This is a genomic window from Thermopolyspora sp. NPDC052614, assembly GCF_040678635.1.
Classification (GTDB): Bacteria; Actinomycetota; Actinomycetes; order Streptosporangiales; family Streptosporangiaceae; genus Thermopolyspora.
This window is the reverse complement of the sequence record NZ_JBFATZ010000011.1, coordinates 1-15647: the sequence shown is the minus strand read 5'-3', so window position 1 is coordinate 15647 and position 15647 is coordinate 1. Positions and strand designations below refer to the sequence as shown.

Here is a 15647-nt window from a genome sequence, read left to right as displayed (position 1 = left end):
ACTCCACTTCTCCCCACCGTCAACTGATTCCACGCGCTTCCAGAGCCATTTTCGGAAGCGTTTTCCCAGGTCAGAAGGGTGGTGTGGAGTGGAGCCCACGGATGGCGGGTGTCGGCGCTTTGGGCGTGTCGCACCATTAGTCCGGACTTGTCGAACGCCTCGATTTGACACGGGATTCGGCCGCCGGCATGTGCCCCGCGCGGCGACCGCGACCGCGCGCCCGGCCCGCGTGGCGGGAAGGCGGGGGGAAGTGGGGGAAGTGGGGGAAGCAGGTCCGTCCCGAATGTCACGGGATTCGCAAGACTCCGCGACCCCATGCACACACACGCGGCGCATGCTGTGAGGCGGATCCCCCGCCGCGCACGGGCCGGGCGCGGGACCGCCGGGCCGTACGCCGCGATTGGGAGGGACGCGAACAGCGGCGGGAACAGGGGCGGCAACTAGGGGCGGGAACAGGGCCCGGACCTCGGCGCGATCCGCTGCGGGCCGGGGCGCGGGGCCGGATGGCGCGCTTCCCCAGGAACGTCAAGGTCGCGATGGAGAGCAGTGGATCAGCTCATTCGCCGAGAAAGGTCGCAAATGAGCAGGAATGTTCCATAAAGTCGTCTCGGAACCCCCTGAGTCGTAGGGTCAGTACTCAGAATGGAAAAGGAATCGCAAAGTGCCCGCAACACACCTTCTTCGCGGGATCTGAACGGGGAGGCCCGGTGGCAATTACTCACGACGTCGGTGACCGGCTGGAGGAACTCACCTCTACCGCCCACCGGATCCGCGAGGCGATCGAGTCGGTCATCGAGGGCAAGAGCGATGTCGTCCGGCTGACCCTCACCGTGCTGCTCGCCGAGGGCCACCTGCTCATCGAGGATGTGCCCGGCGTCGGCAAGACGATGCTGGCCAAGGCGCTGGCCCGGTCGATCGACTGCCCGGTGCGCCGGGTGCAGTTCACCCCCGACCTGCTGCCCAGCGACATCACCGGGGTGAGCGCCTACAACCAGCAGACCAGGGAGTTCGAATTCAAGCCCGGCCCGGTGTTCGCCAACATCGTGGTCGGCGACGAGATCAACCGCGCCTCCCCCAAGACGCAGTCGGCGCTGCTGGAATGCATGGAGGAGCATCAGGTCACGGTGGACGGCCGCACGTACCACCTGGACGCGCCCTTCATGGTGATCGCCACCCAGAACCCCATCGAGATGGAGGGCACCTACCCCCTCCCGGAGGCGCAGCGGGACCGCTTCACCGCGCGCATCGCCATGGGCTACCCCGAGGCGTCGGCCGAGCTGGACATGCTCGACGTGCACGGCGCCGCCTCCCCACTCGACAAGCTGCAGCCGGTCGCCACCACCGCCGAGGTGCGCGAGCTCATCGACGCCGTGCGCGCGGTCTACGTCGCCCAGCCGATCAAGCGGTACGCCATCGACCTGGTCACCTCCACCCGCCACTCCCCCGACCTGCGCCTGGGCGCCTCCCCGCGCTCCACCCTGCACCTGGTGCGGGCCGCGCGGGCGCACGCGGCGCTGGCCGGGCGCGACTACGTCATCCCCGACGACCTGCAGGACCTGGCGGTCCCCGTGCTCGCCCACCGGCTGCTGCCCAGCGTCGAGGCCCAGGGGCAGCGGCGCATGCCCGAGCAGGTCATGGCCGACCTGGTGCGCATGGTCCCGGTGCCGGAGACGCAGGCGGGACCCCGGCGGTGACCGGACTGCGGGCGCTGACCCCGCGGGGCCGCTCCTTCCTCGCCTCCGGGGTCGCGGCGCTGGCGTGCGCCTTCCTGTTCGGCGAGCACGACCTGCTGCGCGTGGCCGTCCTCATCATCGCCCTGCCGCTGCTGGCCGCGATGGTGGTCGCGCGCACCCGCTACCGGCTGAGCTGCGCGCGCCGGCTGTCGCCCGCCCGGGTCGAGGTCGGCAGCGACAGCACGGTGACGCTGCGGCTGGAGAACGTCACCCGGCTGCCCACCGGGCTGCTGCTGATCGAGGACACGCTGCAGTTCGCGCTCGGCGCGCGTCCCCGGTTCGTGCTCGACCGGGTGGAGCCGCGCGGCGTGCGCGAGATCGACTACAAGGTGCGCTCGGATCTGCGCGGCCGGTTCTCCATCGGGCCGCTGTCGATCCGCATCACCGACCCGTTCGGGCTCGTCGAGCTGGCCCGGTCGTTCACGATCAGCGACACGCTGGTGGTGATCCCCGAGGTGGTGGCGCTGCCGCACGTGCGGCTGTCCGGCGAGTGGTCGGGCGGGGGCGAGAGCCGTACGCGGAGCGTGGCGGCGGCCGGCGACGACGACGTGGCGCCGCGCGAGTACCGGCACGGGGACGACCTGCGGCGGGTGCACTGGCGCTCCACCGCCCGGTACGGCGAGCTGATGGTGCGCCGCGAGGAGCAGCAGTGGCAGAGCCGCGGCGCGCTGCTGCTGGACACGCGCAAGTCCGCGCACCGCGGCGAGGGGCCGCGCTCGTCGTTCGAGACGGCGGTGTCGGCGGCGGCGTCGATCGGCGTGCACCTGGCCCGCGAGGGGCTCGGCCTGCGCCTGGTGACCGACCTCGGGCCGCAGCACCTCACCGACGACGGGCTGAGCCACTCGCTGCTCGACGCGCTCGCCGTGGTGCGGCAGAGCCCGGCGCGGTCGCTCGACGCCGGCGTCGGCGCGCTGCGGCAGGGCGGCGGCGACGGCCTGATCGTGGCCGTGCTCGGCGCGCTGGGCGAGGCCGACGCCCGCGCGCTGGCCCGGCTCCGGCACGGCAGCGTCACCGGCGTGGCCGTACTGCTTGACGTGGCCACCTGGCAGTCGCGGGACGGCGAGGAGGAGTCCTACGAGGCGGCGCGGACGATCCTGGCCGGCGCGGGGTGGCGCATCGTGCGGCTGCCCGCGGGCACGTCGCTCGCCTCGGTGTGGCCGGACGCCGCCCGCTCCCGCGCCCAGACCCGCAGCTACACGCTGACTGGGGGTGCCGCATGAGACTTCCCATCGCGGCCGGCCTCGCCACCGGCGCCGTCGCGCTGACGCTGTATCCGCTGTTCAAGGGCGGGTTGTGGTTCGGCACCGGGCTGGTCACGCTGCTCACGATCACCGGCGTCGGCGTGCTGGCCTCCCGTTTCACGCTCGACCGCAGGCTGGTCGCCCCGGTGCAGCTCGTCGCCCTGTGGCTGGTGCTGACCTGGATGTTCGCCGGAGACCACCTGTGGTGGTGGATCCTGCCGGGCCGGGACTCGGCGATCGCGCTGTGGCTGCTGCTCGGCGAGGGCTTCGAGGACATCCAGCGGTACGCCGCGCCGGTTCCCGCCGAGGAGGGCATCGCGCTGCTCACCGCGGGCGGCATCGGGCTCATCGCGATCCTGGTCGACCTGTTCGCGGTACGGCTGCGCCGGGCGGCGCTGGCCGGGCTGCCCCTGCTGGCCCTGTTCAGCGTGCCCGCGGCCGTGGTGAACGACCCGATCGCCTGGCCGGTGGTGGTCGTCGCCGCGCTCGGGTACATCGGCCTGCTGCTGTCGGACGGGCGTGAGCGCGTCGGGCAGTGGGGGCGGGCGGTGCTGGTGCGCCGTTCGCACCGGGCCGCCACGACCGCCGCGCCCGGCACGTACCGGGTGGACAGCATGCCGTTCCGGCTTTCCGGCAAGCGCATCGGGTTCGCCGCGATCGCCCTGGCCGTCCTGCTTCCTGCGCTGATGCCGACGCTGCAGCCCGACCCGCTGTTCGGGTTCGGGGTGGGCAACGGCAGCGGCGAGGGCGGCAACTCGATCACGATCCCGAACCCGGTCGCCGGCATGCGCGGCCAGCTCACCCAGCAGGTCAACGCCACCGTGCTGACCTACTCCGACTCCGATCGGCAGCCGCACTATCTGCGGCTGTGGTCGCTGGACGAGTTCGACGGGCAGGAGTGGGGCATGACGGCCCCCCGCGGGCGGCCCGAGGACCGCGTCTCGGAGGGCCCGCTGCCCGCGCCGCCCGGACTCGGCCCCTCGGTGCCGGTCAACCGGGTGACGAGCCGGATCACGATCAGCGAGGACATCTCGCGGCTGAACTTCCTGCCGCTGCCGTACCCGGCCACCCGCATCGAGGTGGAGGGCGACTGGCGGGCCGACCGGAGCACGCTCATGGTCTTCTCCACCCGCGAGGAGGCGCGCGGCCTGTCGTTCCAGGTGGTGAGCGACCTGCCCCAGCCCACCCCCGAGCTGCTTGAGCGGGCCGGGCCGCCGCCCGCCGACATCGTCGACCGGTACCTGGAGGTGCCGGCCACCCTGCCCAGGGAGATCGTCGAGCTGACCAAGGAGGTGACCCGGGGCGCGTCCTCCCCCTACGCGAAGGCGGTGCGGCTGCAGAAGTGGTTCACCGAGGACGGCGACTTCACCTACAGCCTGGCGACCCGGGGGCAGAGCAACTCGGCGCTGGTGGACTTTTTGCTCCGCGACCGGACCGGGTACTGCGAGCAGTTCGCCGCCGCGATGGCGATCATGGCGCGGGTGCTGGACATCCCCTCGCGGGTCGCCATCGGGTACACCGGCGGCCGGCCGATCGAGGGCGGCTTCCAGGTGGGCACCCACGACGCGCACGCCTGGCCCGAGCTGTACTTCCAGGGAGTGGGCTGGCTGCGGTTCGAGCCGACGCCCAGCGGCGGCCTTGGTCAGGGGACGGCCAGCCCGCCGGGCTACTCCGAGCCGCCGCCGGTCACGCCCGACGAGGAGGACGGCGCGAGCCCGACCGCCAGCGCCAGCGCGGCCCCGGAGTCCAGCGCGGGCGCCACCGACGCCGCCGCCGGCCGACGCAACCCGCGTGAGCTCGACCCCGACTTCGGCGGGGCGCCGGTCGAACTGGACGAGGGCACGCCGCTCGCCGCGCAGATCGGCATCGGCGTGGCGGTGCTGCTGCTCATCGCGTTGATCCCGGCGGCGTGGCGGGCCGTCACCCGGATGCGCCGCCGCCGCTCCTGGACGTCGCCTCCCGCCCCTGCCGACGTCGCCGGCTCCGCGGCGTCCGCGTCCGCGGGGGCGGTCGCGGCGGGGGGTCGCGGCGGGGGGTGGTCGGCGGTGCACGCCGCCTGGGCGGAGCTGTGCGACGTGCTGTACGACCTCGGCATGGCCCGCCAGGCGAGCGAGAGCCCGCGCGCGCTGGCGCGGCGGCTGACCGAGCAGTACGAGCTGGAGCCGGAGGCCGCCGCCGCCGTGCACCGGATCGCCCGGGCCGAGGAGCGCCTGCGCTACGCCCGTACCCCCGGGCGGGAGGCTCCGCGGCGCGACGACATCCGGCGCGTACGGCGGGCGCTGGCGGCGACGGTGAGCCGCAGACGCCGGGTGCGGGCGGTCCTCGCCCCGCCCTCGACCCTGCGGCGGATACGCGGCCTCGGCGAGAAGATCCTGGACGGTTTCGATCGCCTGGAGAACCTCCGCCTCCGGCGGCGCGTCCCCGGGCCCGCGCCCCAGGGGTCGATCGACTCCGACCGCGTCCTCACCCGCACCGGCCGCTGATCCGGTGGTGGCGGGTGCGCCGGTGGTGATCGCCGTGTCTGTGCCTGCCCCCGGTTTGGCCGGTCCCGTGTCCTGCCCGATCCGTGCCGTTCAGCCGTACGATCACATGCCGAAGTCGCGCCCGTCGCGCAGGGAGAACCGGCGGGCCGCCCGTGCGGTCCGCCGCCTGCCCACGCGGTGGATCCCGGTGCCGGTCACCCGGAGTGTCTCGGTGCGGGTCCGCTCAGCGCTCGTCGTGACGACGGCGCCAGCGCTCCTCCATGCGCTCCATGAATCCGGGGCGGGGGCCACGGCGAACGTTCCTGCCCGGCTGCCGCGGCTGAGCGGGCGTCGCCGGGTCGGCGCCGAACCCGTTCATTCGCTTCCAGCTGGACAGGCCCCACAGGCTTGAGGCGAGCATGACCACGAAACCGCCGACGCCGAGCGCGACGCCGAGCGGGGTGAAGGTCGTGACCACACCCACCATCAGCAGGACGACGCCCAGCACGAATCCGATGGAGGCCTTGATAAGTCGCCGCTTGTAGTGATTACGCGGATCACGGGTGCGAACGGTGTTGGCCCACTTCGGATCCTCGGCGTAGAGGGCCTGCTCGATCTGGTCGAGCAAGCGCTGCTCGTGCTCAGAGAGCGGCACGGCGCCTCCCAAGGACGGCCCCAGTACGGGGAAGACGGCAACGGACGACACGGGGTGTCCGAACCTCGCGGTCGGTTATCCCCAGAATACGAGGCTGTAGACGCAGGCGAAAGAAAACGTCCAACCCAGTCCAAACCGGAGGTGACGTCATGGATCCATTCCACCAAACATTCCCCGGTGCTTCGACCGCGGGGTGAGATCGAAGGGTCACCGGATCCCCGTGCGTACGCCCCCTGCGGGGTGGCCCCACACCCCTTGTACACCCCGTGCGCGAGGTCATGGGTCCATTTCACCAGACATCTCGGTGATCCCGCTCGCCCGATTCCCCGCCCGATGCCCCGCTGGTCTCGTCGACGGCCGGCCGTACGAGGGAGGCGGGGCGGACCGCTCCGCTGCCGAAGCGGCGCGCTGCCCTGTCCATCGCCCGTTCCGCCTCCCGCCACCCGGTCTCGCGCTCGCCCAGGCCGAGCTGGTGGGCGGCGGTCTCGGCGGGGCGCAGGTTCTCGGCGCGGACGCCGACCAGGCGCAGCCGCACCCGTTCCAGACCGGCGGCGGCGTAGAGCTCGCAGGCCGTGGCGTAGATCTCCCGGCCCACGTCGGTGGGCTCGCGCAGGGTACGCGAGCGGGTGATCGTGGTGAAATCGGAGCGGCGCAGTTTCACGCTCACCGTGCGGGCGAGGTGGCCGGCGGCGCGCAGCCGGGCGGCGACCTTCTCCGACAGCCGCAGCAGTTCGCGGCGGATCTCGGCGGGGTCGGCGACGTCGTGGGCGAAGGTCTCCTCGGCGCCGATGCTCTTGTCGGGCACGTGCGGGGTGACGCGCCGCTCGTCGCGGCCCCAGGCGAGCGCGGCCAGGTGCTCCCCCGCCGCGCCGAACTCGCGGCGCAGGGTCGCCACCGGCACCTGGGCGAGGTCGCCGACGGTCTTGATGCCGAGCCGTACCAGCGCCTGCTCGGTGCGCTCGCCCACCCCCCACAGGGCGGCCACCGGCAGCGGATGGAGGAACTCCACGACCTTGTCGGCCGGGACCACGAGCAGGCCGTCGGGTTTGCACTGGCGGGAGGCGAGCTTGGCGACGAACTTGGTGCTCGCCACGCCCACCGAGCAGGTGATGCCGTGCCGCTCGGCGACCTGGGCGCGCAGCGCCGCCGCGATCGCGGCGGGCCGGCCGAGCCTGCGCAGGGCACCGGAGACGTCGAGGAACGCCTCGTCGCTTGAGAGCGGCTCGACCTCGGGGGTGATCGAGCGGAACAGCTCCATGACGCCCTTGGAGACCTCGGCGTACTTGGCGTGGTCGGGTGGGATGATCACGGCCTGGGGGCAGAGGCGGCGGGCGCGGGTCATCGGCATCGCCGAGTGCACACCGAAGCGCCGGGCCTCGTAGGTGGCGCTGAGCACGACGCCGCGTGCGCCCGCCGCGCCGACGATGACGGGCTTGCCGCGCAGCTCGGGCCGCTCAAGCAGCTCGACGCTGGCGAAGAACGCGTCCATGTCGACGTGCAGGATGGTGCAGCCGGTGTCGTCGGCCGCCGTCCCCGACGGCGCGGCCGCCCGCTGGGTGAGCACCTGCTTGCGCGACACCCTTGCAGTATAGCCGAACACCCGTTCGACCTGCGAGAACCTGCGAGGACGCGACCTCGTGGCTATCGGCGGGCGAGGTGGTGGAGCTGGGTGGCGATGTCGCGCAGCGCCGGGTGGGACGCGGCCGCCTGTTCGAGGGCGATGAGGGCCTCGGCGGCGCCGGGCTCGGCGTCGATCATGCGGCTCGGGACCAAATCGGCGAAGACGCGGACGCCGTGGCTCTCCAGGACGGTGAACCCGGCCGCCCTCAGCAGTTCGACGAGGGCGTCCCGGGTGAAGCGGCGGGGCGTGGGGTCGCGGTCGCCCCAACGGCCCGCCGGGTCGCGCAGCACCCGGGCGGCCTCGTCGAAGTGACCGGACAGGGCGCGGTGCAGGGCGGCGGCGACCGGGTTGGCGACCAGCACGCTGATCACACCGCCGTGGCGCAGCAGCCGCGCCAGGGCGGTGAGGGCGACGAGCGGGTCCTCGACGTACTCCAGGACGCTGTGGCACAGCACCAGGTCGGCCCCGCCCGGCGGCAGGATCTCGCCGAGGTCGGCCGCGTCGCCCTGGATGCCCCGGACGGAGACCCCGGCCTCGGCGGCCCTGCGCTCCAGCGCGGCGAGGGAGTCGGGGCTGGGGTCCACGACGGTGACGATGTGGCCCAGCTCGGCCAGCGGCACGGCGAAGTTGCCGGTGCCGCCGCCGGCGTCGACGATGTCGAGCCGCTCGCGGCCGGTCTCGGCCATGCGCTCGGCCAGGACCGCGCGCAACGCGTCCCACACCACGGCGGTGCGCACCGCCGGGGATGTGGCCGACTGGCGGATCGCGCCTTGCGTGCGCACCTTGCATCGCCTCCTGGTCTGGTACGGCCCGGTCTCGTACGAGCCGGTCGAGGCCAGCGTACTGCCCGCCGCCGACATGCACCGGCCGCAGCGCGCGGCATGGTCCGCGCCGCGCCCAGTGGCCCTTACCAGGGGCCCTTAGCAGGGGCCCCTCACAGGGCCAGGGAGGGTTTGAGCTGCTTGAAGCGGGCGAGCAGGCCGTTGACGAACTGCGGGGACTCGTCGGTGGACAGCTCGGCGGCGAGGTGCACCCACTCGCTGATCACCACGGCCTCGGGGACGTCGTCGGCCCACAGCAGCTCGTACGCGCCGCCGCGCAGCAGGTTGCGGTCGACCGCGGGCATGCGGTCGAGCGTCCACCCCTCCGCGTAGGTGGAGATCAGCTCGTCGATCCGCCCCCGGTGCCGACACACGCCCTCCACCAGGAACGAGGTGTACTCGTTCACGGGCGGCTCGGCCCGCTCCAGCCGTTCGGCGAGGACCCGCAACGCGTCCTCGCCGCGCAGCTCGGCCTCGTAGAGGATGTCCAGCGCGCGGCGGCGGGCCTTCCCCCGTGCCGACACCTCAGGCCCGGCCGAGGTACTCGCCGGTGCGGGTGTCCACCTTGACCCGCTCACCGGTGGTGATGAACAGCGGGACCTTGATCTCCGCGCCGGTCTCCAGCGTGGCGGGCTTGGTGCCGCCGGTGGAGCGGTCGCCCTGCAGGCCCGGCTCGGTGTTGGCGATGGTCAGCTCGACGGCCGCCGGCAGCTCGACGTACAGCGGGTTGCCCTCGTTGAACGCCACCGTGGCGAGGGTGTTCTCCAGCATGTAGTTGGCGGCGTCGCCGACCGTGGCCCGCGGGACGTGCACCATGTCGTAGGTCTCGGTGTCCATGAACACGAAGTCGTCGCCGTCGAGGTAGGAGTACTGCATCTCCCGACGGTCGACGGTGGCCACGTCCACCTTCACCCCGGCGTTGAACGTCTTGTCGACGACCTTGCCGGACAGGACGTTCTTCAGCTTCGTGCGGACGAACGCGCCGCCCTTGCCTGGCTTGACGTGCTGGAAGTCCACGACGGACCACAGTTCGCCACCGTCGAGCTTGAGCACCATGCCGTTCTTGAGGTCGTTCGTCGTCGCCACTCGTCATCTCCTGCTACTGCCGCTGCACCCTTCGCAGGTCAAAGGACCAGCAGCTCCTTGGTCGTGCGGGTGAGGAGTTCCGGGCCGCCGCCCCGCGTCACGAGAGTGTCCTCGATCCGGACGCCACCTGTGCCCGGGAGATACACCCCCGGCTCCACAGTGATCGGAACTCGATCCTTTAGTCTACAGGCCTCACGGTCGCACTCGCCGCGCCCGGCGACCGCACCGTCACCGTTCCCGATTTCGCTCCCGTTCTCATTCGCGTTCTCATTCGCGGGCGCGTTTCCCGTGCCGTTTGCGCTCTTGTACGCGTCCTGCGCGGCCGGCCCGTGCCGGTCGGGGCCCAGCATGGGCAATTCGTGGATGTTCAGCCCAACGCCGTGCCCCAGCCCGTGCTCGAAACGCTCCCCCTGGCCCGCCGCCTCGATGACGTCGCGGGCCGCCGCGTCCACGCGGTGGGTGGAGACGCCGGGTCGCACCGCGTGCCGCCCGGCCCGCTGCGCTTGCCGTACGAGCTCGTACAGGTCGCGCTGCCAGTCGGCGACCTCGCCGATCGCGACGGTGCGGGTCATGTCGGCGTGGTAGCCCTGGTAGAGCGCGCCGAAGTCCATCGTCACGAGATCGCCCCGCGCCACCGGCCGATCCGTGGGCGAATGATGCGGAATCGAGCCGTTGGGGCCACTCGCCACGATCGAGTCGAACGCCGGTTTCTCCGCCCCCAGCTCCATCATCCGGAACTCCAGCGCCCGCGCGATCTCCCGCTCGGTCATGCCCGGCCCGATCGTCTCGATCACCTCGGCGAACGCCTGGTCGGTGATGGCGCACGCCGTCCGCAGCGCCTCGATCTCCAGCTCGTCCTTAACCGTCCGCACCGCCTCCACCAGGCCCTGCGTCGGCACCAGCCACTCCCTCAGCCGCCGGTACTCGGCCACGGTCAGGTGATGCGCCTCGAACCCGACCCGCCCGCCGCGCGCCGCCTCCGCCAGCCACCCGGCGACGTCCCGCTCCTCGACGACCTCGACGTCCGGGCACCGCCGCCGCGCCGTCTCGATGTACCGCGAATCGGTGGCGAGCGTTCCCGACCCGTCGGCCCGCACCAGCACGGCCGCGTTCGAACTCGCCAGGCCCGTCAGGTACCGCACGTTCACCAGGTCGGTGACCAGCAGCGCGTCCAGCCCGCCGCCGTCCCGCTCCGCCTCGGCCTCGGTGAACAAGGCGGCGAGCCGCGCCCGCCGGGCAGCGTGGTCGAAATCCATGCCCCCGACTGTACGACCCCGATTCCTTGACCCGCCTCAACGCCGATCATTACGTTTCCCCACTGCGCGTGAAAAGTCAGGACGAAGATCGATACACACCTTCGGAGGTCGGACGATGGCGGCCGTCAGGACGCTCACCTCGCTCACGCTCGCGCTGGCCGTCGTCGCCGTGCCCCCGGCGGTCGCCGCGACGGCCCCGCCGATCACTGCCGCACCGGCCGCCGACGCCGCCGTCCCGGACTCCGCACCGACCCCGGCCGACGTCCAACTGCGGATCAACCAGGTGGCCTACCCGCCGAACGCCGCCAAGCACGCCTACCTCATGACCCGGAATCCGACCGGCGGAACGGCGTTCACCGTGACCGACCCGCACGCCGGCAGCACCGTGCTCCGCGGCGCCGCCGGACGGGATCTCGGGCGGTGGAACGCCCGATATCGCCACGTGTACGACCTCGACCTGACCGGACTCAGGACGCCCGGCCGCTACCGGCTGCGCGCCGGGTCCGTCTCGGCGGACGTCACCATCGGCTCCACGGCGGCGGCCCTGTCGGCGGTCGTCACGTTCTTCCAGGGCCAGCGCGACGGCGCCGAGGTCATTCCAGGACATCTCGGCCGCAAGCCCGCGCATTTAAACGACCGCCGGGCGGACGTGTACGCCACGCCGAGGTTCGCCGGTCCCGACACCGATGAGATCAAGGGCGATCTGCGCCGCATCGACGGCCCGGTCGACGTGGAGGGCGGCTGGTTCGACGCCGGGGACTACCTGAAGTTCACGCACATCGCGGCGTACGTCTCGGCGTTGCTGCTGGCCGCCGAGCGGGACGGCGGCGACGCCGACTCCCGGCTCAGCGCCGAAGCCCGGCACGGCCTGAAATATCTGGACAAAATGTGGGACGAGGAGTTGAAGACCCTCTACATCCAGGTCGGCATCGGCTCGGGCAACGGCGAGTTCGCCGGAGACCACGACGTCTGGCGGCTACCCGAGGCCGACGACGCCGACCGCGCCCACGAGCACCGCTTCCTGCGCCACCGCCCGGTGTTCCGCGCCACCTCCCCACGCGGCCGAATCAGCCCCAACCTGGCCGGTCGCGTCGCCGCCGCGTTCGCCCTCGCCGCCCAGCTCGAACCCGACCACGACCGGGCCAGGGACCTGCTGAACAAGGCCGCCGAAATCTACGACCTGGCCCGCACCGACCACGTCAAGCGCCTGATCACGTCCCTGCCGTACGCGTTCTACCCGGAAACGGCCTGGCGCGACGACCTGGAACTCGGTGCCGCCGAACTCACCCTCGCGGCCCACCGCCTCGCCGACCCCCGCCGGGACGCCTGGCTGCGCGACGCCACCCACTGGGCCGCCCGCTACCTACAGCACGAGGCCGGCGGCGACACCTTCAACCTCTACGACGTCAGCGCCCTCGCCCACGCCGACCTGATCCGCGCACTCCGCACCACCCGCATGACCGGCCTCCCCGTCGCCGAGACCGACCTCCTGCGCGACCTGCGATCCCAACTGCGCATCGGCACGTCCCGCGCCGCCAAGGACCCCTTCCACGCCGGCGCGAACGCCGCCGAGTTCGACGCCGTCCCGCACGCCTTCGGCCTGGCCGCCACCGCGTCCCTGTACCGCACGCTGACCGGCGACCACTCCTACGACGCCTTCGCCCAGTCCCAGCACGACTGGGCCTTCGGCGCGAACGCCTGGGGCGTCTCCTTCATCGCCGACACCGGCACCCGCTCCCCGCGCTGCCCCCACCACCAGATCGCCAACATCACCGCCCGCCCCCTCACCGGCGCGGTCGTCAACGGCCCCAACTCCCGCACCCAGTTCACCGACGGCCTCGACCCCCACCAACAGGGCATGCGCCGCTGCCCACCCAAGGGCGACCCATACGCCCCCTTCACCGGCCGAGGCGCCCGCTACGCCGACGACACCCGCGCCTGGCAGACCTCCGAGCCCGCCATCGACTTCGCCGCCATCGCCCTCTACGCCCTCCACCTGGCGACCTGACGCAACAACGGACCCCGTCGCTCACCGGCGCGGTCGTCAACGGCCCCAACTCCCGCACCCAGTTCACCGACGGCCTCGGCCCCCACCAACAGGGCATGCGCCGCTGCCCACCCAAGGGCGACCCGTACGCCCCCTTCACCGGCCGAGGCGCCCGCTACACCGACGACACCCGCCTCTTGGCAGGCCTCCGAGCCCGCCATCGACTTCGCCGCCGTCGCCCTCTACGCCCTCCGCCTACCGACCTGACGCAACAACGGACCGTCGCTCACCGGCCTTCCATCACCGTTTCAGGACGAGCCCACCCGAACCGGGCCGGTGCCGTGGCGACCGTTCTTGACGGCGGCGAGGAAGTCCCGCCACTCAGCTACCGAGAATTCTAGAACAGCCGCATCAGGGTTCTTGCTGTCCCGCACCGCGATCACGCTCGGCTTCATGGCCGAGGAAACTTCCAGGCAGTTTTCCCCGTTCCCGCTGCTGTACGATGACTTCCGCCAAGGAAGCCCTACCTCACCCATCCCGATACCGCCTTCTCAATCAACTCCAACGACTGCTTTCTAGAGAGCGCCTCGCCCCGTAGCGCCGCCCACAGGCGCTTCATCAGCAAAACCTCTTCATATCGTTCAACGACATCGCCGGCCAGGGCATTATCAATGTATGCGGCCTCACCGCCTTCGAACTCGGCGACCACGAACGGACCAGCGAGCCCAGCATATGCACCGACAGCAAGCGGCACGATCTGTATCACGATATCGTGCCGCTCCGCCATATCCAACAGGTGCATAAGCTGGTCGCTCATCACTTCCGTGCCTCCCACCGGCCGATGCAACACACCCTCATCCATTACGGCGACCAGCATCGGCGGCATATCGGCAGCAAGGATTCGCTGGCGCTCGAGCCGAGCCTCCACCTGCTCATCCACATCGAACCGCCTGCCCGACATAGCTATTACGGCACGAGCGTAGGCCTCGGTCTGCAGGAGGCCGGGCACGATCAATGGCTCGTATGAATACAACGAAGTTGCTCTAGCCTCAATGTCCAGCCATTTCCCCTGCCACTCTGACGGCATGCCACTGCTCACCAGGTCTTCGAGCAGACGGGACAGTATGCCGCCGGTTGAGAGGACTTGGTCGCAGCGTTCGGCGAAGTCCGGTTTGGGGATCCTGCGGCATGTTTCCACCATAGCCACCAATGATGAGGAGTAGCAGGTGATGGCCGCGGCAAGTTCGGCCTGGCTCATCCCCGCCGTCTCACGAGCGCGCCGAAGTTCTCGGGCGAGGAATTGCAGCGCTGTCATCCGGTCGCGGGGCATGATCCCTCACTCTCACTCACCGGGCAGGCACATGGTTCACAGATTACGGTACGTATAGTAGACCATTACCGAGAGTAGGACCCTGAACTTGAACACCGAAGAACACGAAGGAGACGGATGTTCAAGATCGGGGATTCGAAGTGCCGGGTACTGGACGCCAAGCCGAGCGCCGCCGGCGCCGCCCGCAAGTTCACAGGGCACGTTCTTGCCGAATGGGGCATCACGGCAAATACCAACGACATTGCGCTCGTCGTATCCGAGCTCGCGACCAACGCCGTGAAGGCCACGCTGCCGGACGGCCTCTCTCCTCTCGCACAGGAAGGGGCATCCGACACGAAAGTGATTTACCTCTGTCTCTCTTTGACCGGCGGCGCCGTGCGTATCCAGGTCTGGGACAACAACCCGGCGGCACCGGTTCAGGCGCATCCCGGAGACGACGCGGAGGGCGGCCGAGGGCTGCTGCTGGTCAGCCTGCTCTGCAAGCAGTGGGGCACCTGCTGGCCGCCAAGCGGCGGCAAAATCGTCTGGGCCGAGTACACCATTGAGGCATTTCCACCTTGATCGCACAGGTCAGTGCGGTCGTCCCCTCGGCATGGCAGCCCGCCCCGCCTCGGCAGACGATCTATACGCCGGGATGATCGCTCAGCCAGGCACCGGCGCATCCGCCAACCGCCCGGCGGCACGTCACCCAGACGGCCCCTGCTCGGGCTGACGGTCTTCGCATCCCAGTCATCGTCATTGCCGCATCGATCCCGCCGTACCCGCAGGTGAACACCCCTCTCCCGGCTGTCGGCCGCCGTGTCACACACCCGCCGCCCGCCGCCGCTGCGCACGCGCCGGGGAGCCGTCCCGCACCGCGAGCACGCCGCCTTGATGGTGCGGGTTCCGGCCCGGCCCGGGAATCCGTACCGGCCTGCCCGGCCGGTCCACTCGTCCGACTCGCAGGCCGGCAGGCAGGGGGGAAGAAGCCTGCGAGCGACTCCGAGATCGTCATCCGGCGTGGTCGGCAACCCCCGGGGGCTGGCGCTGGAGGGTCACCGGGTCAGTGCCAGGGCCGGTTCCCCCGGAACAGGCAGCCGAGGCGGTATGCGCGGCGGTACCGGTCGGTGGCGAGGTGCTCCGTCCGGTGCCCTCGCCTCGTCCTTGCCGGGGTCCGTTGCGGGGGTTCTTGCGGGGGTGGTTGCGGGGTGGGGGGTGTTGCCTCCGGGGTTGTCATAGGGGGTAGCGGTCGGGGTGGACGGTGTGGGTGCGTTTGGCGGGGGTTTCCCACACCAGGGTGCCGGGGCTGGGCTGGGTGAGTTTCCACCCATCGGTCTGTTTCAAGCGGTGATGCCGCCTGCACAACGCGGCGAGGTTGCACGGGCAGGTGGGGCCCTTTTCGTCGTAGGGGCGGGTGTGGTCCAAATCGCAGCCGGTGGCGGGGCGGCGGCAGGTGGGGAAGCGGCAGGTCTGGTC

General features: G+C 71.3%; 14 protein-coding genes. 5 read left to right on the top strand and 9 right to left on the bottom strand.

Translation table 11 applies throughout. The features are described 5' to 3' along the window. Positions 1-707 precede the first annotated feature (707 nt). From AB0K60_RS23130 to AB0K60_RS23120, 3 genes are read left to right on the top strand one after another with little or no spacing between them, the layout of a single operon-like run. Positions 708-1694, top strand: coding sequence for a MoxR family ATPase (locus AB0K60_RS23130; protein WP_364058517.1), 987 nt, complete (start codon positions 708-710; stop codon positions 1692-1694). Continuing rightward, positions 1691-2953 carry a DUF58 domain-containing protein gene (locus tag AB0K60_RS23125; RefSeq protein WP_364058514.1) on the top strand — a complete coding sequence of 421 codons (1263 nt, stop codon included), beginning with the start codon at positions 1691-1693 and terminating at the stop codon, positions 2951-2953. Before AB0K60_RS23130 ends, AB0K60_RS23125 begins: the two co-directional genes overlap by 4 nt. Continuing rightward, entirely contained in the window at positions 2950-5457 is a 2508-nt protein-coding gene (locus tag AB0K60_RS23120) for a DUF3488 and transglutaminase-like domain-containing protein (protein ID WP_364058511.1), read from the top strand. The genes AB0K60_RS23125 and AB0K60_RS23120 overlap by 4 nt, the downstream gene beginning before the upstream one ends. Positions 5458-5680: 223 nt before the next feature. On the opposite strand, the gene AB0K60_RS23115 is transcribed toward AB0K60_RS23120, so the two are convergent. The 6 genes from AB0K60_RS23115 to AB0K60_RS23090 form a co-directional block, all read right to left on the bottom strand. Continuing rightward, positions 5681-6091, bottom strand: a complete 411-nt coding sequence (locus AB0K60_RS23115; protein ID WP_364058508.1) for a DUF3040 domain-containing protein — start codon at positions 6089-6091, stop codon at positions 5681-5683. Positions 6092-6380: 289 nt separating this feature from the next. Continuing rightward, the gene (locus tag AB0K60_RS23110; RefSeq protein ID WP_364058505.1) at positions 6381-7670 is read right to left on the bottom strand and encodes a DNA polymerase IV; all 1290 of its coding nucleotides are present in this window, start codon (positions 7668-7670) and stop codon (positions 6381-6383) included. 62 nt (positions 7671-7732) lie between these two features. After that, positions 7733-8398, bottom strand: coding sequence for a methyltransferase domain-containing protein (locus tag AB0K60_RS23105; RefSeq protein WP_364059116.1), 666 nt, complete (start codon positions 8396-8398; stop codon positions 7733-7735). Between the two features lie 248 nt (positions 8399-8646). Beyond that, positions 8647-9057 carry a transcription antitermination factor NusB gene (nusB, locus tag AB0K60_RS23100; RefSeq protein ID WP_364058502.1) on the bottom strand — a complete coding sequence of 137 codons (411 nt, stop codon included), beginning with the start codon at positions 9055-9057 and terminating at the stop codon, positions 8647-8649. 1 nt (position 9058) lies between these two features. Further along, positions 9059-9619 carry an elongation factor P gene (gene efp, locus AB0K60_RS23095; RefSeq protein ID WP_364058499.1) on the bottom strand — a complete coding sequence of 187 codons (561 nt, stop codon included), beginning with the start codon at positions 9617-9619 and terminating at the stop codon, positions 9059-9061. Between the two features lie 38 nt (positions 9620-9657). Further along, on the bottom strand, positions 9658-10875 hold the full coding sequence (locus AB0K60_RS23090; RefSeq protein ID WP_364058496.1) for a Xaa-Pro peptidase family protein: 1218 nt from the start codon (positions 10873-10875) through the stop codon (positions 9658-9660). A 115-nt stretch (positions 10876-10990) separates the two neighbouring features. Here AB0K60_RS23090 and AB0K60_RS23085 point away from each other — a divergent pair, with 115 nt between their 5' ends. Then, entirely contained in the window at positions 10991-12883 is a 1893-nt protein-coding gene (locus AB0K60_RS23085; RefSeq protein WP_364058493.1) for a glycoside hydrolase family 9 protein, read from the top strand. A 287-nt stretch (positions 12884-13170) separates the two neighbouring features. On the opposite strand, the gene AB0K60_RS23080 is transcribed toward AB0K60_RS23085, so the two are convergent. Further along, on the bottom strand, positions 13171-13398 hold the full coding sequence (locus tag AB0K60_RS23080; protein WP_364058490.1) for a DUF397 domain-containing protein: 228 nt from the start codon (positions 13396-13398) through the stop codon (positions 13171-13173). Next, positions 13386-14177, bottom strand: a complete 792-nt coding sequence (locus AB0K60_RS23075) for a helix-turn-helix transcriptional regulator (RefSeq protein WP_364059113.1) — start codon at positions 14175-14177, stop codon at positions 13386-13388. Before AB0K60_RS23075 ends, AB0K60_RS23080 begins: the two co-directional genes overlap by 13 nt. Positions 14178-14309: 132 nt before the next feature. On the opposite strand from AB0K60_RS23075, the gene AB0K60_RS23070 reads away from it, so the two are divergent. Further along, complete coding sequence (locus AB0K60_RS23070; RefSeq protein WP_364058487.1) at positions 14310-14753, top strand: ATP-binding protein; 444 nt, start codon at positions 14310-14312, stop codon at positions 14751-14753. 651 nt (positions 14754-15404) lie between these two features. On the opposite strand, the gene AB0K60_RS23065 is transcribed toward AB0K60_RS23070, so the two are convergent. Next, positions 15405-15647 (bottom strand): HNH endonuclease signature motif containing protein (locus AB0K60_RS23065; protein ID WP_364058484.1); only part of this gene is annotated, 243 nt, incomplete at its 5' end.